This is a genomic window from Oceanobacillus picturae (assembly GCF_000612865.1).
GTDB lineage: Bacteria > Bacillota > Bacilli > Bacillales > Amphibacillaceae > Oceanobacillus_B > Oceanobacillus_B jordanicus.
In genome coordinates, this window is sequence record NZ_CCAX010000001.1 from 1,608,673 (window position 1) to 1,631,630 (window position 22,958).

Here is a 22,958-nt window from a genome sequence, read left to right on the forward strand (position 1 = left end):
AATTAGCTTTGGCTAGCAGGTTTCTTTAGTTCCTGTTGTAAACCTACTCCAAATAAAATAAGTATGATAGCAGTAACTACCCAAAATATAATGGTGGGATTTGTCTCGAAAAACGCCTGATAAAAAAGACCACCATAGATTCCTCCAAGTGCCGGTCCTATAACCGGGATCCACGAATAACCCCAGTTTGATCCCCCTTTACCTGGTATCGGCAGGAAAGCATGGGCAATTCTAGGCCCCAAATCTCTGGCTGGATTAATGGCATATCCAGTTGTCCCACCAAGTGACATACCGATCACAACAATCAGTAGTCCAACAATGAGTGGATTTAATCCTTCAGTGAATTCACGGGCACCAATAAATAAAATTCCCATTACCAATACGAAAGTGCCAATGACCTCACTTATTAAATTTGCGATTGGACTGGAAATCGCGGGACCGGTACTAAAAACCCCTAACTTGGCTCCTGGGTCTGTTGTACCTCTCCAGTGTGGCAAATAGTGAAAAAATACTATGATTGCGCCAATGATTCCACCAATCATCTGTGCTGTAATGTAAAGTGGGACTTTGCTCCAGGGAAAATCCCCTACAGATGCGAGTCCTAAGGTAACGGCAGGATTTAAATGAGCACCTGTTATATTTCCAACTGCATAGACACCCATGGCGACACCTAGCCCCCAGGCGAACGTCACAAGTACCCAACCAGTACCTTCTGATAGGGTGTTTTTCAATGTGTTACCAGCTACTACACCAGTACCGAAGATAACAAGAATCATCGTTCCAATTACTTCTCCAACAAACTCTGACATGACATCTCCCCCAATAACAATATATATATGTTATTCCACAATTTTCAGAGATTACACATCAAGTTTTGGTTCAATTGGGAGCGAATGAAGGCAGAAAAACATCGGATTCGCTCGGTTACTAGTAAAAGGGGACGTTTTTCTTATGCTTTTCTTATACTCAGGACTTACGTCATACTTTCCGGCAAATGAAAAAAGAAACCTATAAAGGTTCCTTTTAAGGATTACCAAAGTGATTTATTCGACGTCGAAACGGCTATAGCCCCCGCTGCTAATGCCTTATCTACCTCTTCTTTTGTCTTAATTAGTCCTCCAGCTATAACAGGTATATTCGTCTGCTCCTGGATGTATTTGATCATTTCCGGTATCAAACCTGGCAGGACTTCAATACAGTCAGGTTTTGTCCGATTAATTAACTTTATATTATGCTCCAAAGCTAAACTATCTAACAAAAACACTCGTTGAATCGCTAAAAGATTATTCTTTTTCGCCATCGAGATGACATTCGCCCTTGTAGAAAGAATGCCATCAGGTTTAATTTCCCTCAACAAAAATTCCATAGCGTAATCATCTGCTCTAAGCCCCTGGATTAAATCAAAGTGTACCAACGCCTTTTTATTGGCACGCTTCGTATATTCCACAAGACTTTTAAGCTGTGCAAGCCTTGTTTCCAGAAAGACGATGCTTTCATAGGATGTTTCCAATGCAAAATCAAAATCCTTCATTTTACGTATTGCTGGCAATATCCCTGCAGGAGTGTTCATTATTTCCACCTACTTCATGTGTCTATTTGACGTGTCTCCATCTCCGCTTTTGAGTATATCAGTTTCATTGGATTACCACCGACAAAAGCGCCTTCTGGTACGTCCTTATGTACTAGCGTTGCAGCGGAAACCACTGCACCATCCCCAATCGTAACACCAGGCAAAATGGTCGTGTTTGCGCCGATCAACACATTACTTCCAATTTCAACTTCCCCAATCCGATATTCCTTAATTAAATATTCATGTGCCAAGATAGTGGTATTATACCCAATTACACTATTTGTCCCAATTGTGATCTTTTCAGGAAACATAATATCAGGCATAACCATAAGAGCAAATGCTGTTTGCTTTCCTATCTCCATCTTTAAAAAATTGCGATACAGCCAATTTTTCAGCCCTAAAAAGGGTGTGTACCTGGCAATTTGAATAACCACAAAGTTTTTGACCACTTTAAAAAAAGGAACTGTTTTATAGATCTGCCAAAGCGAATTAGAATCTTTCACCTGGTAACGTTTGGTTCTTCGCATCCTTTACACCTCTGTAAGTTGAAGTAAATCCCGCATATCTTTCAGCATATAGGTGGGATGATAGCCTTCCAAGAAAGAGCTTCCTTTATCAGACCAGGCCACACCTGCTGTTTTAACACCAGCATTTTGCCCAGACTCAATATCATGGTAGTTATCTCCGACCATTAGCGTTGTCTCTAAGTCAGCTCCTAGTGCTTGAACAGCCTTGAGTACCGGCTCTGGGTGCGGTTTTGCATGTTCAACATCATCCAAGGTTATAATGGTGTCCATGTATGTATCCAACCCGGTTAGAGCCAGCCCCATGTTCACACCCTTTCTCATCTTGGTCGACACAATTCCTAGCTTGAGACCTTGCTCTTTTAAAGTTGCAATTGTCTCTAGTACATGAGGAAAAGCTGTCACATAGCTATCATGGACGGTTAAATTATGAGCGCGATATGTTTTAACCATTTCTTCTGCTAGGTCCGGAGCAACTTTTTGAAACGTATCAAGTAATGGGGGCCCATTAAACTGGACCACTTCTTCCCTTGTATAGGTCATGCCATAATGCGAAAAGGTATGCATAAAGGAAGCAATGATTAGTTCATTGGTGTCAATTAATGTTCCATCTAAATCAAAAAGTATTGTACGAATGCTCATGTTGGTTTGTTTCCTTCCGTTTCTTTTTCTCTAGTCGATTCCATACCATTGCTATTGTCATTGTTAATAAGATAGCAGTTGCTAGCCGTATTAATAAGAGTGGCCAGACTGGGATGCCTAAGGGAATAAAAATAAGTGTGTCTTCAACAACAGCGTGACAAGCTACAAGAAAAATGAGAGCAAGGGACATGTCTTTTTTCGAGACATTGTCTTCCTTCACAGCTTGAATCATAAGGCCTGCCCCATATGCTAACCCAATTGTAAGACCAGCAACCATGGTCATTGAAGTATTTTTCTCCATTCCTAAAAATCTCATGCTTGGAGCCAGTTTGTTGGACAGCATTGCTAACCAACCTTTTTCCCGCATGAACTGCATGATGATCATTAGCGGAATGACAATCAAACCAAGCTGGACAACAGCCGTTAATGCAGTTTGCATTCCTTGAAGGGCAATCTCTCCCCAACCAACTGGCACAGTGTCCGCAGACTGTATTAATCCATATTGTGCTTGTTCTGCTCCCCCGTGCCAAATTAAATTAATCAATAGTCCGCCTAGTAAGGCAAGCCCTACTCTAATTCCAACGATAAGCCACCAGCTGACACCAACTTTTGAGGCAACAGCAGATTCAATAAACAGGTTATGCGAAAAAGATAGCATGACCGCTAGAATAAATACTTCCTTGACCGTAAAATCAAAGGACACAATTGCTGCAATCCCGGCATATAAGTTTAGGGAGTTCCCTAGAACTAGCGGCACAGCTGCTTCCCCTGATAGACCCAATAGCCCCATAACCGGTGTTAACATTTCGATAATCCACGGTAGTACGGGGGTGAATTGTAAAATCGTAATCAATAATGTGATGGGGAAAATGACTTTCCCTAATGTCCAGGTTGTTGTCAGCCCCTGTTGAAAACCACGATATACAATACCAGACATTTCATCCCCTTCTTTCTACTAAGACGTTGTTCAAAAAATCCGGTAAAAATGACACACCGGTACCGATGACCTTCGACTAAATTCCGACACGTCCTGTGTCGAAAGTCGAAGACAACACATCTTGTGCAAGCCCGGTACTCAAAGCTACGCCGCATCGAACTTCGACACACAGGACGTGTTAGTGTCGGCATTGCAACAAATCTTTTCATTGGGGTGAGTTAACGTAGCCCCAGGACGTTGCGATCTTAGCCGACCTCTGTCCTTTTTATCCTCTTTTTTGAACACGCACTATAAATATTTATTTCTTCTTTTTCTTATTCTTTTTCTTTGGAGGAACAGGTACATCCTTATAGTGTTCCTTCACTCCTATTTTCCTGCGATAGATGATAAGTAGTATAGCAACTATGATGAGAAAAACGGACAATAACTGTGCCTGACGCAAACCAGCAAATGCATACAAGCTATCTGTTCTCATTCCTTCAATAAAGAAGCGGCCGATTGAATATGTAATGGCATAGCTTAAGAAAACTTCACCTCGCAATGGGTTATATTTTCTTAGTACAAGTAAGAAGGCAAAGACGAGTATATTCCATACTGATTCATATAAAAATGTCGGATGATACATGACACCATCTATCGTCATTTGGTTCATTATAAAATCAGGAAGATACTGCAAGAAATTATCATAGGCAGCACTTGAAACTTCGTGTCCATGTGCCTCTTGATTCATGAAATTTCCCCAGCGACCGATCGCTTGGCCAAGTATTAGACTTGGTGCGATGATATCTGCAAGCTGCCAAAATGTAATATCACGATACTTAGCATATACAATAGCGGTAAGCACGCCACCTATCACGGCCCCATGGATTGCAATGCCGCCTTCCCAGATGGCAAAAATATCCGTCCATGGTCCGTTTGCATAGCGTTCCCATTCAAATACGACATAGTAAATCCTTGCACATAAGATCGCTATAGGGATTGCAAACACGATAAAGTCTATGATCAAATCCTTTTTCAACCCAAGCCGATCCGCTTCCCTTGTTGCTAAATATAGTCCTAAAAATGCACCTGTCGCAATAATTACTCCATACCAATAAACAGTCAATGGGCCTAGTTCAAAAAAGACCCTGTCCAAAGGAGCTGCGGTAAATAGCATAATGAACCCTCCTATTCGGTTTCATCCTTTTCATTTTTGATCATTGTAGTCAGCCGTTCTGAAAATTCCTCAGCTGCATTAACTCCCATTCTTTTTAAACGAAAGTTCATTGCTGCAACTTCAATAATAACGGCCAGGTTTCTACCAGGACGAACTGGAATAGTGGCTTTCGGAATGTCCACTTCCATAATTCTCATTTTGTCCTCATCAAGACCTAGGCGGTCATATTGTTTCTTCTGATCCCAAATTTCTAGGTTAATGATAAGCGAAATCTTCTTATGGCTTCTAACTGAACCTGCGCCAAACAATGTCATCACATTAATAATCCCAAGGCCACGGATCTCGAGTAGATGTTCAATAAGAGGTGGTGAATTTCCTACAAGGCTGTCATAATCTTCCTGCCTTATTTCCACACTATCATCAGCAACAAGTCTATGCCCACGTTTAACGAGTTCCAATGCCGTCTCACTTTTACCTACACCACTTTGGCCAGTAATAAGCACGCCTACTCCATATATATCTACAAGCACACCATGAATCGCAGTAAATGGAGCAAATTTCGTTTCAAGATAATTGGTTAATCGACTAATAACCCGTGTGGTTTTTCTTGGAGAGTGTAAAATAGGCACACCAGAATCATTTGCTGCTTCTACTAATGCCTCAGGTATATCCATCCCCCTCGAAATCACAATTCCAGGCGTGATATCTGTGCATAAGTTTATGGCACGATCTTTCTTATCTGCATCACTTAATTCCATAAAGTAAGCCATTTCTGTCTTCCCAATAAGCTGTAATCTTTCTTTTGGGTAATATTTAAAATACCCGGTCATTTCAATTCCAGGTCTGGAAATATCACTCGTGGTAATTTCTCTATGTATGCCGTCCTTGCCAGCAACTAGTTCTAAATTAAAATGCTCAAGTAAATCCTTCGTGCGCACTGTCGACATCCAGTATATCCCCCTATAATTTAAGCTTCATTTATTTTATTATCGCCATCCTGTAAGGTTTCGTATTCTTCCCAACAGAATAGATACACTTTATTGTAGCATACGCCAAACAAAAATCGTAGACTGTGCGCCTACGATTTAACGGAATCTTTAATCAAGCTATTAAGTAACAAATTGAGAATTGCCAATATGACGGCAGCGATTAACGCAGTACCGAATCCTCCAATAATAAAACTGCTACCCATAAGACCCTGTGCAATCATTAACGTAATTGCATTTATAACAAAAAGAAACAGTCCAAGTGAAAGAACCGTAATTGGCAAGGTGAGGATAACGAGGATTGGTTTTATAATGACATTTAAGATTGATAGAATAAAACTCGCTAACACAGCCGCTCCGAATCCTTCTAACTGGAACGAATCGAATAACAGTGACACTACAATTAAGGCCACGGCGTTTAACACAATAGATAATATCCAACGAATAAACATCGTTACATCTCCTTTTTCTTTGGAATGATAGAAAGAGCAACCACGTAAAGAAGAGATACAGTAAAGAAGCTCATAAAGTGAAACTTCAATCAGTGGGGGTTTTCATTCTTCCCCCACTGATTTTTAGTTGAACGAATCAGGGTGTTGGCGTCCGTTTTCTCCCACTTAAACATCACGGTTTCACCTCATGTTTTTGAAATGGGAGTCTTAAGGACGGTTGCACCGGGGTAAATAGTAAAATGACAAATATTAATCGAAGAATCGCGCCATCAACTTCGAAGTATGATGCCAATTTACCAAAGATTCCCCCTAACATTTTCTCAGAATTAGATCGATAAAGCTTTTTCGTCATGATTCCTCCCACTCTATAATATACCAATCTCTGTTGATATATAAACTATGTTTTGCTTTGGTAGTACTTGCTAATCAATGAAGGTCTACATCTTTTTAGAAATTGATCGGGTTGAAGAAACCCTGATTTAGGATTGTGAGCATTTCGGATTCGCTTGCGATGATGTGGGTTCACTCTTTGCGGTTGCTGTTTCACTTTTTTCGCTTGTGGTTTCACTTTTCATGGATCTCGTTTCACTTTTGAATGCTATTGTTTCAGAACCCGTTAGAGATAATACAATATACGTTGTTTCAGCTTTAGAGGATTCAAAAAACTCTTCTGCATGAAATACAGAAGAGCTTTCCATTAATATTTCCACGTATAAAATTGTTCTTTGCCAAATTGTTCTACTGCTGCGTCTTTATCTTGACTATTCATTGTTTTGTATTCTTTAAGCTGTCCAAGAATACCTCCTGCTTGGGAGTCATGGCAGAGTATAGCTTCCATTTTTTTGTCAAAGTATTTTCTTACATCATTTATAATATCTGGTGTTCCCAATACTTCTGGGTAATCTCTCGAAATAGCTTGTGCCCATACTACAGGTCGTTGCCCCTCGTCCATTAGGCGTACTGCTTCAATTGCGGCAGCACCAAGTGCGTTATGATCTGGATGAACCGCATGCTCTGGATAATGGGTAATAACTAAGCTTGGATTAAGCTCTTCCAACAAGCCTTTGAGATGTTTGGCTACTTCATTACGGTCTTCGTACTCGACTGTCTTGTCACGGTAGCCAAGCATTTGCAAATTAATGTCAAGCACTTCACAAGCTTTAATAAGTTCTTTCTTTCTAATCTCAGGCAATGTTTCTCTGTTTGCAAACGTTGGAGAGCCCATATTACGTCCCATCTCTCCTAATGTTCCACATAGGTAGGTTACAGGTACTCCCTCTTCCCGAAATTTTGAAATTGTTCCAGCAGCGCCGAATGACTCATCGTCGGGGTGTGGGTATATGACTACTACATGTTTTTCCATCGTATCTCACCTTTCTCCATTCAATCTTCATGCACCTGTTCCTTAATAATGGAAAGGTGTTTCACTAATTTGCAAGGCAACCATTAATCTGCCTTCACGATCATGGCCTGCAAGCAATAATTTTGCTCCATCCTCGATAGTCCAGTCTGTAAGCCCCTCTGCGTAAATCCATCCCATTTCCATTTTGAGACCCGCTCTGAAGACTTTTCCATCCCCGACAATCTTTGCTTGGCTGAATGTAACGTTAGCATTTCGTACATATGCACCGACATTATATGCCTTATCATTAAAATGGCTTGCGTAAGCGCCATTCGTTGTCTCAACATGGACGTAGACTTTTTTATTAACAAAACGGTCAAGCTTTTCTTGTACTTCATTTATTTTAATTGGCTTCATTATTTGTTCCTCCTACTACGCTTCTCTACTTAGCTTATCGAAATGATCGGGTACCGTCAAAACATTGATACGAAGAAATAAAAAAACGGCCAGTAAATGCTATCCACAAACTGGCCGTTCACCGTTAGTTATTCTATTTTGCTGTTGCTTTTTCCTTTGTTGTGATACTATCTTCCATTCGTTTCCGATCTCTTTCCAGTACGGGTTTTAAATACTTTCCTGTGTAGGAAGCCTCTACTTTCACAATTTGTTCTGGTGTTCCTTTGGCAATAATCTGTCCGCCTCTGTCTCCACCTTCAGGTCCAAGATCGACAATATGGTCTGCTGTTTTAATAACGTCAAGGTTATGCTCGATAATTAAAACGGTATCTCCGTTGTCAACAAGCCGCTGTAAAACCGCGATGAGACGTTTAATGTCATCAACATGAAGACCAGTTGTTGGTTCATCAAGGATATAGAAAGACTTTCCGTTGGAACGACGGTGTAATTCACTAGCTAGTTTCACACGCTGTGCTTCCCCACCAGATAAAGTGGTGGCAGGCTGTCCTAATCGCACATATCCTAAACCAACATCAAATATGGTTTGCAACTTGCGTTTAATTTTCGGTATGTTAGCAAAGAAGTCAAGCGCATCCTCGACTGTTAGTTCTAACACATCTGCAATATTTTTACCTTTATATTTTACTTCAAGTGTTTCACGGTTATATCGTTTCCCGTGACAGACTTCACATGGCACATATACATCAGGCAGAAAATGCATTTCAATTTTGATGATCCCGTCTCCACGGCAGGCTTCACAGCGCCCACCTTTCACATTAAAGCTAAATCTACCCTTTTTGTATCCTCGTACCTTTGCTTCATTCGTTTGTGCAAAAACATCACGAATATCATCAAATACACCAGTATACGTAGCTGGGTTAGATCTTGGCGTTCTACCGATCGGCGATTGGTCGATATCGATTACCTTTTCAATATGCTCGATCCCTTTTACCGTTTTATGCTTACCAGGCTTGTGCTTTCCTCGATAAAGCTCTTTGGCGAGGGACTTGTAAAGTATTTCATTTACAAGCGTACTTTTACCAGATCCTGAAACTCCTGTAACCACCGTCATTAAACCAATTGGGAATTTAGCTGACACCTTTTTCAGGTTATTTTCCTCAGCCCCTACTACTTCGATAGCTCGTTTATCTGTTTTTCTTCGTTTAGTTGGTAATGCGACGAATTGCTCGCCAGATAAGTATTGACCTGTAAGCGAGTTCTTGTCTTTCATAACCGTTTCAGGTGTGCCACTGGAAACAATATTACCACCATGCTCCCCAGCACCAGGTCCAATGTCAATAAGCCAATCGGCCGCCATCATTGTATCTTCATCATGCTCAACAACAATCAAGGTATTATCCAGATCACGCATCCGTTTTAAGGTATCAATTAGGCGGTCATTGTCTCGTTGATGTAGGCCAATGGATGGCTCATCCAATACATAAAGCACTCCGGTTAGTGCAGAACCGATTTGGGTTGCTAACCTGATTCGCTGGGCCTCCCCACCTGATAATGTCCCCGCAGCTCTAGATAAAGTTAGATAATCTAAACCAACATTATTTAAGAACTCCAGACGATTGCAAATCTCTTTTAATATCATTTTGGCAATTTGCTTTTCTTTATCCGATAATGGAAGGGTCTCAAAGAAGTCTTTTGCTTCCATAATAGAAAAGTCCGTAACATTGCTAATATGCAAGTCATTCACTTTTACAGCAAGTGCCTCACGCTTTAATCGGTACCCTTTACATGTTGGACAGTGTTTTTGCCCCATGTATTTTTCTAATGATTCCCTTATAAAATCAGAAGAGGTTTCGCGATATCGACGTGCTACGTTATTTAATACCCCTTCAAATTGAATTTGATTGTCTCTTACATTCCCAAATTCATTAACATAATGGAAACGGATCTTTTCTTTCCCACTTCCATGAAGAATAATATCCATTTTTTCTTGTGGGATTTTCTTCACTGGTTTATCCATATCTATATTAAAATGGTCACAGACACTTTTAAGTAATTGCGGGTAGTACTGAGAGCTAATTGGCTCCCATGCAGCAATCGCATGCTGATTAAGGGTTAAATTCCAATCCGGAATAACTAGATCTAGATCCACCTCAAGCTTTGTTCCTAAACCATCACAGGTTGGACAAGCACCATATGGACTGTTAAATGAGAACAGGCGAGGCTCAAGTTCACCTATTGAAAAACCACAAATAGGGCAAGCAAAATTCTCACTAAAAGTTAGTTCCTCTTCGCCTATTACGTCAACGATAATCTTTCCATCCCCAAGTCCTAATGCCGTTTCTATTGAATCACTTAAGCGTCCAGCAATGCCATCCTTTACAACGATTCTATCTACGACTACTTCTATGGAGTGCTTCTTATTTTTTTCCAATTTAATATCCTCAGAAACCTCGCGCATTTCCTTGTCAACACGGATACGTACATACCCCTCTTGTCGAAGCTTCTCGAGCGTTTTAACATGCTCTCCTTTACGACCAGATACAACGGGAGCAAGAATTTGCAATTTCGTTCTCTCAGGATATTCCAATATGCGATCTACCATCTGTTGTACTGTTTGAGAGGTGATCTCCACCCCATGGTTCGGACATACAGGATGCCCCACACGGGCGTAAAGCAATCGTAAATAATCATAAATCTCCGTAACTGTCCCAACCGTTGACCGTGGGTTTTTACTCGTTGTTTTTTGATCAATCGAAATGGCTGGAGAGAGACCTTCGATAGCGTCAACGTCTGGTTTATCCATTTGACCTAAAAACTGTCGTGCATAAGCGGAAAGTGATTCGACATATCTGCGTTGTCCTTCAGCATAGATGGTATCGAAGGCAAGGGAGGACTTTCCGGAGCCTGACAGTCCTGTCATGACAACAAGTTTATTTTTTGGAATTGTTACATCAATGTTTTTTAAATTATGTGCCCTTGCTCCTTGAATCTGAATTGATTTACTAGGCATTTTTCCATCACCTTCCTGCTTTAAGTTCAAGTATCACATCACGAAGCTCAGCTGCTTTTTCAAAGTCAAGCGACTTGGCAGCTTCCTTCATTTCCTTTTCCATTTGATCGATTACTTTTTCTTTCTCGTCTTTGGATAGCTTCGTTAAGCTCTTTGCTTTGCTTTCATATTCTGGTTGATCTTCTGCAGCAATCGTTGCGCGAATAACATCCCGCACCTCTTTTTTAATGGTTGTCGGGGTTATGCCATGCTCCTCATTATATGCCTGCTGTTTTTCTCGACGTCGATTGGTTTCGCTAATTGCGATATCCATTGATTTTGTCACTTTATCAGCATACATAATAACCCGCCCGTTTTCATTACGAGCCGCCCGGCCCATTGTCTGTATCAAGGACCGCTCTGAACGAAGGAATCCTTCTTTATCCGCATCTAGGATTGCGACGAGCGATACCTCAGGAATATCAAGCCCTTCTCGGAGTAAGTTTATTCCGATGAGAACATCGTATTTCCCAACGCGAAGATCTCGGATAATTTCAATCCGCTCTAATGTCTTAATCTCTGAATGCAGATAAGCTACTTTAATGCCTATTTCTTTCATATAATCTGTAAGGTCTTCTGACATTTTTTTCGTTAATGTCGTAACAAGGACACGTTCATTCTTATCTGAGCGTATGTTAATTTCTGCTAGAAGATCATCAATCTGTCCATCTATTGGTCTTATTTCTACCTCAGGATCAAGCAGCCCAGTAGGTCTGATAATCTGCTCCGTCATTTGCGGAGAATGTTCTAGCTCGTACGGGCCAGGGGTTGCGGAAACATAGACGAGTTGTTTTGTCTTTTCCTCAAACTCTCCAAACTTTAATGGTCGGTTATCCATTGCAGACGGAAGTCGAAAGCCGTGATCCACTAACACTTGTTTTCTTGCTTGGTCACCATTATACATTCCTCTTATTTGCGGAAGTGTAACATGGGATTCATCAACTACGACAAGGAAATCATCTGGAAAGAAATCGATGAGCGTATATGGTGTTGCGCCTTGCTCACGTAGGGTAAGATGTCTGGAATAGTTTTCGATTCCTGAACAGAAACCCATTTCATTCATCATTTCCAAATCATAATGTGTACGTTGTTCTAAGCGTTGCGCTTCCAATAGCTTGTCATTTTCACGTAACTCTGTTAGACGTTCTTCTAGTTCCTTTTCGATGTTTTTGATAGCCTTCTTCATTTTTTCTTCCCTTGTAACAAAGTGGGAAGCAGGAAAAATAGCTATATGCTCTCTGTCGCCAATAATTTCACCTGTTAATGCATCTACTTCGCGTATTCGATCAATTTCGTCTCCAAAAAACTCTACCCGAAGACAATGCTCTTCTTTTGAAGCCGGTATAATTTCCACAGAATCTCCTCTTACTCGGAAGGTCCCGCGTTGAAAATTAATATCATTTCTTGCGTACTGAACATCAACAAGTTCTCGCAACAGCTGATCCCTTTCTTTCTCCATTCCTACCCGAAGAGAAAGAACGTGGCTTTTGTATTCTTCCGGAGAACCCAAGCCGTAGATACATGATACACTGGCAACAACTAATACATCATTTCGTTCAAATAAAGCTGATGTTGCCGAGTGACGTAGCTTATCAATTTCATCATTAATACTTGCATCTTTTTCTATGAAAGTATCTGTGGAAGGTACATAGGCTTCTGGTTGATAATAATCGTAATAGCTTACAAAATACTCTACTGCATTATTAGGAAAGAACTCTTTAAATTCACTATAGAGTTGACCGGCAAGTGTTTTATTGTGGGCAATTACTAATGTAGGGCGGTTAATTTCCTTTACTACATTTGACATCGTAAACGTCTTCCCTGTACCCGTGGCGCCTAGCAACGTCTGATGCCGCTGCCCCTTCATAATTTTATCTATAATTTCTTTAATCGCTTTAGGCTGGTCTCCGCCAGGCTCGTAGCTTGATACTAATTCAAATGTATTGTTCACATTTTACCTCCGTTCACGTGATAATCTATCTGAAACTCTTATATTAAGAGGCTATTCCCAAAAAAAGCTGCCTACAATGTACTGTGAAAACAACTCATAACAAAGAATAGGAATAAGCCGAATATTCTTATATGGTCATATTTTTATTTTATCATACAACATCGTAATTATAACATAAACACGAACAAATATTCGATAATTATGCTTTGCCTATCTTAGCATTATACCCTTTTTCCATAGTGAAATATCATAAACCAGCAGATCATTGCTCGCTACCGTAAAAAAGCATTAGCTATTTAGCTAATGCTCTTTATTAAATATATCTAGGAGTATTTCACCCATCTCACGCTTATCAAGATGCTCATGGTATTCTCCTACCCGTTGTCTATAACTTTGCATTGCTCTTTCATTTTCTAGGTAGTTAACAATTTGCTCCTCAACTGTTCTATCACGCGACAAGGTCAGCGTCAGGCCATGCTTTTCTAGTTCTTGCATATTGATTCTTTCCTGTCCTGGAAGTCCATGACTAACAAAAATCGGTTTTTGTTTCATCAGACATTCACTAATTGTGACCCCTCCAGGTTTTGTTAGTACTCCATCCACCTTGTCATACAAAGCGTTCATTTCATGCTTACTGTTAATATAAGATATAGGTATTAGCCGCTCATGTTTCCTTTCCAGAAGCTTTCTGTAAAGTTTATCGTTGTTTCCACAAAGAATATAGTAACGAACGGTGGAAGCCTCGTTTTGTGGCAACAGCTTTTCCATTGATCCTGTCCCCATGTTTCCTCCCGTTACGAGAATTGCATAATCCTCAGTGGCTTTTCGAGTGGAAATAGGTGTTTTAAAAACAGGATGTACCGGAATTCCAGTTAGATAAATGCGTTCTTCATCTACCCCTAGTTGAATAAGGAAGTCTTTCACAGTAAGGGATGGGACCAAATGATAGTCTATTCCGTTTATGCCCCATACACGATTTACAAAAAAATCGGTGTATACATTTACTGTTATGGCATTTAATTTTCCCTTTTGCTTTAGCATAGACGTGATATTTGAAGGCAAAGCATGGGTGCAGAACAAGAGCGAGGGATTATTACTAGCCAGTAGCTTTTGCATATATGACTTAAAGAGGAACTCATAATGCAGGTGGCGGCTACGCTTGGCAACATTTCGATATGCTAAATGGTAGTAAAGCCGATCGTAGGAACTCGGAAATAGATGGATCCATTTCATATAAAATGACGTTACCAATTTTTCTACTGTTCCATAACTATAAGAAAGGATATCTACCTTGCTCGTATTTATATGTTCCTCTAGCTTAGCTGTTTCCTCCATTAGCGTGTCTGCTACATGATGATGTCCTGAAGCCATATTCATGAATGGTAGAAATAACGCTTTTTTCTCCATTTCCCTCAACTCCTCTGGCCTAATATATACCGCTAATTACCAATGATTTACCCACTTTTCGCATGATATAATAATGCAGGAGGCGATATACCATGACCTATCTAGCAATTGGCATTATACTAATCATAACCTCTTTTTTATTCTATAAAGCATATATGAATACAAAGGATATTCAACTGAATAAAATAAATATTGACTCAGGAAAGACAGCAAATCTTTCTTCCCTTTCTATTCTTCATTTATCAGATTTACACTTAGAGAACATCTCGATAACCCCTAAAGAATTAGAGCAAAAATTAATGGGTGAAACACCTGATCTTATAGCTCTCACAGGCGATTTTCTTGATAGAAAAAGGTCAATTCCGAAATTACGTCCTTATCTGCGTGTATTGCAGAAATTACAGCCAAAGTACGGCATGTATGCTGTTTTAGGTAACCATGACTATGTATTGAAGCAAGATGACCTTACTCACTTAAAACGTACGCTACTGGACTTTGACTGCACCGTTCTTCAAAATCAAAATAAAACGGTAAGAGTGGGCAATCAAGCACTAAATATTATTGGGATTGATGATTATAGTACAAACAGAAGTAATCTTGCACAAGCCTTTCATGATATTCCAACTGGCATGAATCTTGTTTTAACACATGACCCAACGATCGTTCTGGAAATGAATGAACAATCATTTGATTACCTACTTGCAGGACATTTTCATGGCGGCCAAATCTGCTATCCAAAAGCATATCACTTAGTAAAAATGGGAAAACTCGCTAGAAAAAATATTATTAAAGGATTGCATATGCAGCATGGAAGCCCTTTTTATATTAGTGAAGGATTAGGTCAAACCGGGTTTAATATTCGAATAGGCAGTCGACCGGAAATCACGTTTCATACAATTAGAGTTTACTGATACGTTTGAAGTAAGTTTTGCTTAGACATAAACAAATAAATAGGATCCTTGTCCATACGCTTTTTCCCTGCCATTACATTAATGGGGATAAGCGTTATTTTTTTGTATGTGAGATATAACTTGCTATGAATGGGACTAGTCTCAAAACCAAGTCGATTTACGCCACTATTTAAGAACGTAATCCCGATTACCCCTTTAATTTGATCGCATCTTTGATGTGCTGAAACATATGCTGCGAGTCTTGGTAAGGATTGTTTCATCATATGATATATATACACAGCTCTTTTCATTTCACTAGTAACACCTTCAAGCTCTCTCAGCAACCTCACATTATGCAAATGGATTTTAAGTAACAGATCATTCTTCTGTATCCTAGTTCCATCCTGCAATATTATCTCCGCACCTTTGTAGCGAGTTAAGCGGACACGCAGAATTGTATTTGATTTATTCGCTTCCTGCAAATACTGTAATCTTGTACACCTATAATAGATTGGATCAAGATAGTTCCATGCATCCATTAAATAGCTTTTCATCATTGTACCCATTCCATTCTCTAAACTTATATATAGTTTTTGATGAATTTAGCTAAATTATTGAAGGAATAAATGGATTTTAACGTTTAGCCATTTAAATTAAAATGACCGGGCACTCGATTAGTTCCGAATGTCCGGTCATTGCCTATTTATTAAGCTTGCTTTCGACGATATGGGGTATCACTAAAAAGGATTCCCAATTCATGATGATCTCCTTGATAGAGAGCACCTTGAACAAAACGAATTTCACCATTTAAGTCCTCGATGTCTAATTTAAAATAAGCACCGCTTGCCTGAAGCGATTGGTAAAAAGAATCAATACTGTTTACCATTTGCCCATTTACTTTCATTATATTCTCTCCCACTTCTATTCCTAATCGGTCTGCAGGCGTTCCAGGAATAACTCCAAGCACTTTTAACCCATTATTCATTGGATGGAAATAACATCTTCTCAATCGTTCACTATTACGGTGGCGATAATTAATATATTCTTTTCCAAAAATCGTTACAATAACAGCAGCCAGAGACAATGGTGCAAAAAAGACGCCCCCGATTGCAATTGCTGTCGTGCCTATCCCTAATAATATAATTGGAACGGCTAACTTGTCAGCAGCTTCTTTTGGATATCTTCCGCGGACCTTATAATCTACCCCAAGTAAAAAGGGAAATAGAATAAGACTATAGGTCTGTTCGCCAAAAGAAACATACGGCCAGTAATCAGCAAATGGTGTAATCAAGCCAGATGGAAGGAGAAGAAAAAATGGAATGATTGCCAGCTTTTTAAGATGATGTTCTCCGACCCAGATTCCGCGGTTACTAAGCGATAAACCTGGATATGTATCTCTCATGTTCGTTCGCTTTATCAGCCACCCTTCTGCAATTAATAAGATTCCCAATAATATCGGAAATGCTGCCAAATTAATTGGATCGAAAAGGTCTTCCCTAATCCACTGCTGATTTCCCAGAAGGGTAGGAACAAACAATAATAGTAGAAAAGAAATCCCTACTGTATAGACAGGGGATAAAAACATAAACCTGCCTGATAAACTGAATAAAATAGCTACAACGCTTAGTAACAGTAATGATGTATAGGATAGCACAAACCCTGCACCAATCATGACCGCAGAGACAAGTAATCCTGTCAAAATGGAAAACAGCCAGGTAGATTTCCATTCTGAGCACACATCAAATATTTTTGTTCCGAAATTTTGCCTTTCTCGTTTAATTCGCCTATAGCCGGCAAATAACAAAACGATAATAGACCAATATAGTAACGGGTTTATAAATAGCTTGGCCATCCCTTTCGCAAGCTCAATCAACCATGTTTCTACCATAACGACCACCTCTTCTGCTCTATCTTAACTAGTACTTTGCTTTTACTCATACTCAAATTCGGTTATGAAATAATTTTACCATATAATAGAGAAGGTTAGTATACAAACCGGATGGTTAATAGAAATTTGCTCGATTGGACAATCGACCTATCGCGTTTACGAAAACATAGAAAAAGAGCAAGGAAATAAAAATCCCCTTGCCCTTCTTGGCTTACTCGTATAATTCTTCTAATGCTTTCTCTAACTGTTTGTCATCTTCGCCATTACGAATCTTATCAACAATTTGCGCTTCAATTAAGCCAGCAGTTTCTTCATCAACTTTTCCAGTCACATCTAACTCATTGTCTTCCTGAAAGTTATTTACTGCAGATACTGTTTCTTCACTGAAATATCCATCTGTTCTTCCTGGTTCATAACCGAGTCCATCAAGCATAATTTGGACATTTTCAATTTTATCATCTGTCTGGTCGTACGCTAATGGATCCTCAATTTGAATCGGATTCGTGTAGAAATAGTCGGCTTGTTTTACTTCTACAGTAGGCTCTATCCCTTTTTCATGAACAGATTCTCCATCTGGAGATAACCATTTATAGAACGTTAACTTAATAGAACTTCCATCCCCCATCGGCACTGCCTGTTGGACGGTACCTTTTCCAAAGCTTTTCTGTCCAACAATGTCATAGCCCATTTCTTTCATGGCTACAGCTAAAATTTCTGATGCTGAAGCACTTCCTTCATCTATAACAACGCTTATTGGATAGTCTTTTTTCTCATCAAGTTCTGAGAAATAAGGTGTTTTCTTACCGTCCCTATCTTCAATTTGTAGATATGGCATATCCTCTGGAACAAACTCTTTGAGCATTTCCTCTACAGCTGTTAAGAGTCCACCCGGATTTCCTCGGACATCAATAACCAACCCTTCTATCCCTTCCTCTTCAAGCGTTTTTAGCTGTTCAGAGAACTCTTGGGCTGTATGTTCAGAGAAGTTCGTTACTTCTAAAACTCCTGTTTTCTTACCATCTATTTCTTCAATGCTATTGTAAACAGTTTCAAGTGGGATGGTGTCACGGACAATTGTCATATCGAAAGCTTCTGAGGCTCCAGGCCGTTGAATTTCCAAGACAACCTCTGAACCTTTCTCACCCCGAATTTTAGCCACAGCTTCATTTAAATCTAGTCCTTCCACGCTTTCCCCATCAACGCTTAAAACTTGATCATTTGGACGCAGACCTGCTTTTTCAGCAGGAGAATCCTTTATGGGAGCTACAATGGTTACCATGTTATTTACCATGCTAACCTCAGCACCAATTCCTTCAAATGAAGACTCAATCTGTTCATTAAACTGCGCCATCGTATCTACATCCATATAAGAGCTGTATGGATCTTCCAATGTGGATAACATCCCCTGAATGGCGCCTTCTACTAGCTGCTTATCCTCTACTTCTTCCAGATAATTATCTTTAATCAGGGAAAAGGCTTGTTCCACCTTCCCTAACTCAGTACCGCTTATTTGGTCTGAACTCGGGCTTGTCTCTTCACCCTGTTCGATACTTTCCTCACTATTGCCACCCTGATCTGCCAGTTGAACCCCCATATAGGCACCTGCAAATCCAAGAACGAGGGCTAAAAGAAGCAACAGAATAATATGTGATTTTTTCAAACTCATTTTTCCACCTCGATAGTTATTTGTCTAATATACGTTACATCCTATTGTACAAAAGCATACCATTATCTTCTACATATGACTATGGTTTTCTTCGACGTTTTATGAACCTCATTCACAAAATAGAAGAAAAAGACATCACACCAAGAGGGTGATGTCTTTTTATGATGTATGTTTATTAGAAAAATTTCATTGGATTAACGGAATTACTTTTCGCTGCATTCCATCCACCCTCATGTACTTCAAAATGTAGGTGGGGACCTGTAGAACCGCCTGAATTTCCAGTTTGTCCAATATTTTGTCCTTGTGATACGGTTTGACCTGCTGATACAGAAGTACTGCTCAAATGTGCATAAAGAGTAGTATAGGTTTTACCGTTTAAATTATGGGTAATCATAATTGTATTACCATAACCACTCATCCAACCAGCACGAATAACAACACCGGTAGCTGCAGCTTTTAATGGTGTTCCAGTTGAAGCACCAATATCCATACCTGCATGCAATTTATCAATTCCATGTATTGGATGGTGTCTCATTCCATAGTCAGATGTTTTAGGACCAGCTGCTGGCCAGATGAACAACCCGCTACCACTTGACGTGTTCCCTGTAGAACTAGAGTTTGACGAAGATGATGAGGCAGACGCAGTCTTTGAAGAAGATGCTTTTGCTTGTTCAGCCTGTCTCTTCTCTGCTTCTCTCTTTTCAGCTTCTTTTCTTGCTGCCTCTTCACGTGCTAATTGCTCTAATTTACCTTTTTCTGATTCTGCTAGATTCTTAGCTTTTTCTACTGCTTCAGCCTGCGCTGCAAGAATTTGTTGTTCATCTTCAAGGCTAATTTTGTATTCTTCAAGATCCGTATACTCTTTTTCTAATTTGGCCATTAACGTTTTCTTTTGATCTTTTTGGTCAGCCAAATCATCTTTAAGTGCTACAAGTTCTTCTTTTTGTCCTTCTAACGCAACTTTCTTTTTCTCAACTGATGCCTTGCTTTCTTCTACTTCCGCCTTGTTAGCCTCAAGGGAATCTTTATCAGCCTGTTGTTCTTCTAAAATGGTTTTATCTTGATCCATTATCGTATTAACTGCAGAACTTCGGTTGATAAAATCTCCAAAGCTTTTCGAACCTAGAATAACTTCGATATATTTCATATCTCCGCCACTCTTTTGAATTGCGCGTAGACGTTTTTTAATAAGCTCGTCCCGCTCTTTAATTCGTTCTTTCAATACCTTTATTTCTTCTTTTAATTCTATCATTCTATCTTCTAGCTTTTTAATTTCATCATTTGTTGATGTAATTTCTTGTTCTTTTGTTGCAATATCATTTTGTATTTTCGTTAACTTGTCGTCAATTGATTTAATTTGACTGTCAACTGTACTCTGTTCTTTTTCATTCTCGTTCATTTTGCCTTCTGTATCACTCTTATCACCTGAAATACTTCCTTGTTGCTCTTTTAATTCACTCTGTTCTTTTTCTAATTCGTTGATTTTGTTTTCAAGTCCATCAATTGATTCTGCTGAAGCTGTATTCCCACTAAAGGAAATGCCGGTGACTGCCAGTGTTGTTGCAAGCATTAATGAAGCATACTTTTTCATTGTTTTGCTTTCCCCTTCCCTCTGTACAATAATGGTATTTTTTAAAATCGAGCTAGACTTTTAGGAATTTACGTACACTCATCACACTGCCCCATATTCCAATAAAAGCGCCGATTCCCAGGATAATCAAGGAAAGCTGCCATGCGAATGGATTAAATGGTAATATTTCTACAAAGCTGTATGAGATACGTTCACTTACATTGTTCGCCAGATAGTAATATCCTGTAAGGATTACTCCTATTGGGATGATAGATCCTAATATACCAAGCATTAACCCCTCAATAATGAACGGCCATCTGATAAATCCATTTGTTGCTCCAACGAGTTTCATAATACCAATTTCTCTACTACGTGCCATAATTGTGATTTTAATTGTATTTGAGATTAGGAATATTGCTGTAAATACTAGTCCAATGATTAAAGCCAATCCAATATTTCTTGCGTATTCAGTAAAGGTAAATAATCTTTCAACTACGCCTTTACCATAACTCACTTCTTGTACCCCATCGAGATTACTTATTTGATTTGCAACATCTATAGTGTCTTCTGGGTCAGCTGTTTTGACGACATAGACATGGTTTAGAGGGTTATCCTGTTCAAATAATTCCCAGGACCGTCCTTCATCTCCCATGCTTTCAATAAGGTTTGCGAGTTCATCATCTTTTGATGAAAAGACGACCGTCTGTACACCATTAATCTGTTCTATCTCATTGCCTAGTTCTGTGATTTCTTCTTCATTTAATGTTAAGTCAATCAATGTACTGATTTCTACGTCTTCTTCTATGTTATCTGCCATTTGATTCAGGTTTAACATGAGTGCCAGGAATGCTCCAACCAAAATTAACGTTGTGGTTACAGCCCCCACAGATGCTACCGTCATCCAACCGTTTCGGGCTATATTCTTGAAACCTTCCCGTAGATGCCGCATTATTGTTTTAAATTTCATAGCCGTAGTCACCTCGGTGTTCATCTCGTGCAATTAAGCCATCCTCGATTGCAATGACACGTTTCTTGATTGTATTTACAATTTCTTTGCTGTGGGTCGCCATTAAAATGGTTGTGCCTCTAGCATTAATCTCTTCAAAGGTCTTCATAATCCCCCAAGAAGTATCCGGATCCAAGTTACCTGTAGGCTCATCTGCGATAACAATCTTAGGATTGTTGACTATTGCCCGGGCAATAGATACTCGCTGTTGTTCTCCCCCTGATAGCTCATCCGGAATAAATCTTGCTTTATTCTTTAATCCTACAAGATCTAATACATCCATAACACGGGTGCGAATTTTACGTGGAGATTCCTCAATAACTTCTAAAGCAAACGCTATATTTTCATAGACTGTTAGTTTAGGAAGCAATTTAAAGTCCTGAAAGATTACGCCTATATCCCGTCTTAAGAGTGGGATTCTCTTTTCTTTAATGTCGCCTATATTGATGTCATTAATTAGAATGCTACCTTTGGTCGGTTTTACTTCTCGGTAAATCAATTTAATAAATGTAGATTTCCCGGCACCACTTGGACCGACAATATAGACAAACTCACCCTGCTTTATATCAATACTAATGCCATTTAGTGCAGTAACACCATTGGCATATGTCTTATATACATCGTTCATTAATATCATATAATCACCTTTGCTTTTTTGGTTAACTTCTACTTGGCTGTGTTCTAGCCCATTAATAATTTTCGTTCGGAGTTTATGTACGCAATACTTACCTAGTATAACATCTTTCGCCACGATTTTTAGACATAAAATTATTACATTTGTATTTCAATGTTACACGCATGGTATTAATTGTCAGTAGTTGTAGGAACATGTATTTTACCCGCTCTATTACAAGTAATATTCGATTAAATAAATGCTTTTTTGACGTTTGTTACATATATTTTTCTGAACATAAAAAAAGGCCTAACGCTTAGTAAGCATTTAGACCTTTATCCTTTATTTCTTTTCAGCTAACCAATTTGCCAGAAGCTCAACATCGTCTCCGCTTGCTTGTCCAGCAGGCATTGAACCTTGTCCATTTTTAATAATATCTGCAATTTCATCTGCCGAATGCTTTGATCCTACATTGGTTAAAGCAGGACCTACTCCACCAGATAAATCAGCGCCGTGACAGCTAGAACAGTTGCTTTGGAAAGCTTCTTCTGCAGCAGCAGTATCAACAGTGCCACCTTCACTTTCTTCACCTTGATTGGCACCTTCTTCTGTTGCCCCATCGTCTGCTGGTTCTTCTGAAGAATCATCTCCACCACCACAGGCTCCTAATACAAGGGCAGATCCAAATAGTACGGTAAATAACCATTTTTTCATAGCATAGTTACCCCCTTATAAACTTAATTTTACGTTTCAAGGGTTATTATATCCTATTTGCTGTTTTTAAAACCGCTTATTACACATCCATCCACCAATCCTCATAGAAAAATATGGTTGGAGAACCAACTATGATAAGGCTATTTCAATTTGTAACAAATTTATGACAAAAGCTTAA

The 22,958-nt window shown here is 39.4% G+C and carries 23 protein-coding genes; 1 reads left to right on the forward strand and 22 read right to left on the reverse strand.

Annotated elements, in window-relative coordinates; all coding sequences use genetic code 11:
- Nucleotides 1–2: 2 nt before the first annotated feature.
- The 15 genes from BN988_RS08210 to BN988_RS08280 form a co-directional block, all read right to left on the reverse strand.
- Nucleotides 3–809, reverse strand: coding sequence for an MIP/aquaporin family protein (locus tag BN988_RS08210; RefSeq protein ID WP_036575055.1), 807 nt, complete (start codon nucleotides 807–809; stop codon nucleotides 3–5).
- A 221-nt stretch (nucleotides 810–1,030) separates the two neighbouring features.
- On the reverse strand, nucleotides 1,031–1,570 hold the full coding sequence (locus BN988_RS08215; RefSeq protein WP_036575057.1) for a glycerol-3-phosphate responsive antiterminator: 540 nt from the start codon (nucleotides 1,568–1,570) through the stop codon (nucleotides 1,031–1,033).
- 14 nt (nucleotides 1,571–1,584) lie between these two features.
- Nucleotides 1,585–2,097, reverse strand: a complete 513-nt coding sequence (locus BN988_RS08220) for an acyltransferase (protein WP_036575059.1) — start codon at nucleotides 2,095–2,097, stop codon at nucleotides 1,585–1,587.
- Between the two features lie 3 nt (nucleotides 2,098–2,100).
- Nucleotides 2,101–2,736: a pyrophosphatase PpaX gene (gene ppaX / locus BN988_RS08225; protein WP_036575061.1), complete on the reverse strand. Its 636-nt coding sequence runs from the start codon at nucleotides 2,734–2,736 to the stop codon at nucleotides 2,101–2,103.
- On the reverse strand, nucleotides 2,711–3,673 hold the full coding sequence (locus tag BN988_RS08230; RefSeq protein ID WP_036575063.1) for a nucleoside recognition domain-containing protein: 963 nt from the start codon (nucleotides 3,671–3,673) through the stop codon (nucleotides 2,711–2,713). Before BN988_RS08230 ends, ppaX begins: the two co-directional genes overlap by 26 nt.
- Nucleotides 3,674–3,971: 298 nt before the next feature.
- Nucleotides 3,972–4,829, reverse strand: coding sequence for a prolipoprotein diacylglyceryl transferase (gene lgt, locus BN988_RS08235; RefSeq protein WP_036575065.1), 858 nt, complete (start codon nucleotides 4,827–4,829; stop codon nucleotides 3,972–3,974).
- An 11-nt stretch (nucleotides 4,830–4,840) separates the two neighbouring features.
- Nucleotides 4,841–5,776, reverse strand: a complete 936-nt coding sequence (gene hprK, locus BN988_RS08240) for an HPr(Ser) kinase/phosphatase (RefSeq protein ID WP_036575067.1) — start codon at nucleotides 5,774–5,776, stop codon at nucleotides 4,841–4,843.
- Between the two features lie 131 nt (nucleotides 5,777–5,907).
- Nucleotides 5,908–6,267 (reverse strand): phage holin family protein, encoded by a 360-nt coding sequence (locus BN988_RS08245; RefSeq protein WP_036575069.1) that lies wholly within the window; start codon nucleotides 6,265–6,267, stop codon nucleotides 5,908–5,910.
- A 172-nt stretch (nucleotides 6,268–6,439) separates the two neighbouring features.
- Nucleotides 6,440–6,619: a PspC domain-containing protein gene (locus BN988_RS08250; protein WP_036575071.1), complete on the reverse strand. Its 180-nt coding sequence runs from the start codon at nucleotides 6,617–6,619 to the stop codon at nucleotides 6,440–6,442.
- A gap of 127 nt (nucleotides 6,620–6,746) precedes the next feature.
- Entirely contained in the window at nucleotides 6,747–6,965 is a 219-nt protein-coding gene (locus tag BN988_RS08255) for a Sec-independent protein translocase family protein (protein WP_036575073.1), read from the reverse strand.
- A complete protein-coding gene (gene bshB2 / locus BN988_RS08260; RefSeq protein ID WP_036575075.1) occupies nucleotides 6,965–7,630 on the reverse strand; it encodes a bacillithiol biosynthesis deacetylase BshB2 in 666 nt (221 codons plus the stop codon). Before bshB2 ends, BN988_RS08255 begins: the two co-directional genes overlap by 1 nt.
- Nucleotides 7,631–7,672: 42 nt before the next feature.
- Complete coding sequence (locus BN988_RS08265) at nucleotides 7,673–8,026, reverse strand: YojF family protein (protein ID WP_036575076.1); 354 nt, start codon at nucleotides 8,024–8,026, stop codon at nucleotides 7,673–7,675.
- Between the two features lie 133 nt (nucleotides 8,027–8,159).
- Nucleotides 8,160–11,036, reverse strand: coding sequence for an excinuclease ABC subunit UvrA (gene uvrA / locus BN988_RS08270; protein ID WP_036575078.1), 2,877 nt, complete (start codon nucleotides 11,034–11,036; stop codon nucleotides 8,160–8,162).
- A gap of 7 nt (nucleotides 11,037–11,043) precedes the next feature.
- A complete protein-coding gene (gene uvrB / locus BN988_RS08275) occupies nucleotides 11,044–13,026 on the reverse strand; it encodes an excinuclease ABC subunit UvrB (protein ID WP_036575079.1) in 1,983 nt (660 codons plus the stop codon).
- A 300-nt stretch (nucleotides 13,027–13,326) separates the two neighbouring features.
- A complete protein-coding gene (locus tag BN988_RS08280; protein WP_036575081.1) occupies nucleotides 13,327–14,433 on the reverse strand; it encodes an MGDG synthase family glycosyltransferase in 1,107 nt (368 codons plus the stop codon).
- 92 nt (nucleotides 14,434–14,525) lie between these two features.
- On the opposite strand from BN988_RS08280, the gene BN988_RS08285 reads away from it, so the two are divergent.
- Entirely contained in the window at nucleotides 14,526–15,344 is an 819-nt protein-coding gene (locus BN988_RS08285) for a metallophosphoesterase (RefSeq protein ID WP_036575083.1), read from the forward strand.
- Here BN988_RS08285 and BN988_RS08290 read toward each other — a convergent pair.
- The 7 genes from BN988_RS08290 to cccB form a co-directional block, all read right to left on the reverse strand.
- Nucleotides 15,338–15,880 (reverse strand): YkoP family protein, encoded by a 543-nt coding sequence (locus BN988_RS08290; RefSeq protein ID WP_315970410.1) that lies wholly within the window; start codon nucleotides 15,878–15,880, stop codon nucleotides 15,338–15,340. The two genes, BN988_RS08285 and BN988_RS08290, sit on opposite strands and share 7 nt — an antisense overlap.
- Before the next feature lie 149 nt (nucleotides 15,881–16,029).
- Nucleotides 16,030–17,211 (reverse strand): PDZ domain-containing protein, encoded by a 1,182-nt coding sequence (locus BN988_RS08295; RefSeq protein ID WP_036575084.1) that lies wholly within the window; start codon nucleotides 17,209–17,211, stop codon nucleotides 16,030–16,032.
- Nucleotides 17,212–17,422: 211 nt separating this feature from the next.
- A complete protein-coding gene (locus BN988_RS08300; RefSeq protein ID WP_036575086.1) occupies nucleotides 17,423–18,877 on the reverse strand; it encodes a S41 family peptidase in 1,455 nt (484 codons plus the stop codon).
- 175 nt (nucleotides 18,878–19,052) lie between these two features.
- Entirely contained in the window at nucleotides 19,053–20,468 is a 1,416-nt protein-coding gene (locus tag BN988_RS08305; RefSeq protein ID WP_036575088.1) for a murein hydrolase activator EnvC family protein, read from the reverse strand.
- 52 nt (nucleotides 20,469–20,520) lie between these two features.
- Complete coding sequence (ftsX, locus tag BN988_RS08310; RefSeq protein WP_036575090.1) at nucleotides 20,521–21,414, reverse strand: permease-like cell division protein FtsX; 894 nt, start codon at nucleotides 21,412–21,414, stop codon at nucleotides 20,521–20,523.
- Entirely contained in the window at nucleotides 21,404–22,090 is a 687-nt protein-coding gene (gene ftsE, locus BN988_RS08315; protein WP_036575092.1) for a cell division ATP-binding protein FtsE, read from the reverse strand. Before ftsE ends, ftsX begins: the two co-directional genes overlap by 11 nt.
- Before the next feature lie 318 nt (nucleotides 22,091–22,408).
- Nucleotides 22,409–22,780, reverse strand: coding sequence for a cytochrome c551 (cccB, locus tag BN988_RS08320; protein WP_036575094.1), 372 nt, complete (start codon nucleotides 22,778–22,780; stop codon nucleotides 22,409–22,411).
- Nucleotides 22,781–22,958: the final 178 nt, after the last annotated feature.

Bases quoted from the DNA above. Each gene is read 5' to 3' on its own strand.
- BN988_RS08280 (WP_036575081.1), bottom strand. From the start codon at position 14,433: ATGGAGAAAAAAGCGTTATTTCTACCATTCATGAATATGGCTTCAGGA.
- BN988_RS08300 (WP_036575086.1), bottom strand. From the start codon at position 18,877: ATGAGTTTGAAAAAATCACATATTATTCTGTTGCTTCTTTTAGCCCTC.
- uvrA (WP_036575078.1), bottom strand. From the start codon at position 11,036: ATGCCTAGTAAATCAATTCAGATTCAAGGAGCAAGGGCACATAATTTA.
- lgt (WP_036575065.1), bottom strand. From the start codon at position 4,829: ATGCTATTTACCGCAGCTCCTTTGGACAGGGTCTTTTTTGAACTAGGC.
- ftsX (WP_036575090.1), bottom strand. From the start codon at position 21,414: ATGAAATTTAAAACAATAATGCGGCATCTACGGGAAGGTTTCAAGAAT.
- BN988_RS08215 (WP_036575057.1), bottom strand. From the start codon at position 1,570: ATGAACACTCCTGCAGGGATATTGCCAGCAATACGTAAAATGAAGGAT.
- BN988_RS08220 (WP_036575059.1), bottom strand. From the start codon at position 2,097: ATGCGAAGAACCAAACGTTACCAGGTGAAAGATTCTAATTCGCTTTGG.
- BN988_RS08255 (WP_036575073.1), bottom strand. From the start codon at position 6,965: ATGGAAAGCTCTTCTGTATTTCATGCAGAAGAGTTTTTTGAATCCTCT.
- BN988_RS08230 (WP_036575063.1), bottom strand. From the start codon at position 3,673: ATGTCTGGTATTGTATATCGTGGTTTTCAACAGGGGCTGACAACAACC.
- BN988_RS08295 (WP_036575084.1), bottom strand. From the start codon at position 17,211: ATGGTAGAAACATGGTTGATTGAGCTTGCGAAAGGGATGGCCAAGCTA.
- bshB2 (WP_036575075.1), bottom strand. From the start codon at position 7,630: ATGGAAAAACATGTAGTAGTCATATACCCACACCCCGACGATGAGTCA.
- cccB (WP_036575094.1), bottom strand. From the start codon at position 22,780: ATGAAAAAATGGTTATTTACCGTACTATTTGGATCTGCCCTTGTATTA.
- BN988_RS08265 (WP_036575076.1), bottom strand. From the start codon at position 8,026: ATGAAGCCAATTAAAATAAATGAAGTACAAGAAAAGCTTGACCGTTTT.
- hprK (WP_036575067.1), bottom strand. From the start codon at position 5,776: ATGTCGACAGTGCGCACGAAGGATTTACTTGAGCATTTTAATTTAGAA.
- BN988_RS08305 (WP_036575088.1), bottom strand. From the start codon at position 20,468: ATGAAAAAGTATGCTTCATTAATGCTTGCAACAACACTGGCAGTCACC.
- BN988_RS08250 (WP_036575071.1), bottom strand. From the start codon at position 6,619: ATGACGAAAAAGCTTTATCGATCTAATTCTGAGAAAATGTTAGGGGGA.
- ppaX (WP_036575061.1), bottom strand. From the start codon at position 2,736: ATGAGCATTCGTACAATACTTTTTGATTTAGATGGAACATTAATTGAC.
- BN988_RS08210 (WP_036575055.1), bottom strand. From the start codon at position 809: ATGTCAGAGTTTGTTGGAGAAGTAATTGGAACGATGATTCTTGTTATC.
- BN988_RS08290 (WP_315970410.1), bottom strand. From the start codon at position 15,880: ATGATGAAAAGCTATTTAATGGATGCATGGAACTATCTTGATCCAATC.
- ftsE (WP_036575092.1), bottom strand. From the start codon at position 22,090: ATGATATTAATGAACGATGTATATAAGACATATGCCAATGGTGTTACT.
- BN988_RS08285 (WP_036575083.1), top strand. From the start codon at position 14,526: ATGACCTATCTAGCAATTGGCATTATACTAATCATAACCTCTTTTTTA.
- BN988_RS08245 (WP_036575069.1), bottom strand. From the start codon at position 6,267: ATGTTTATTCGTTGGATATTATCTATTGTGTTAAACGCCGTGGCCTTA.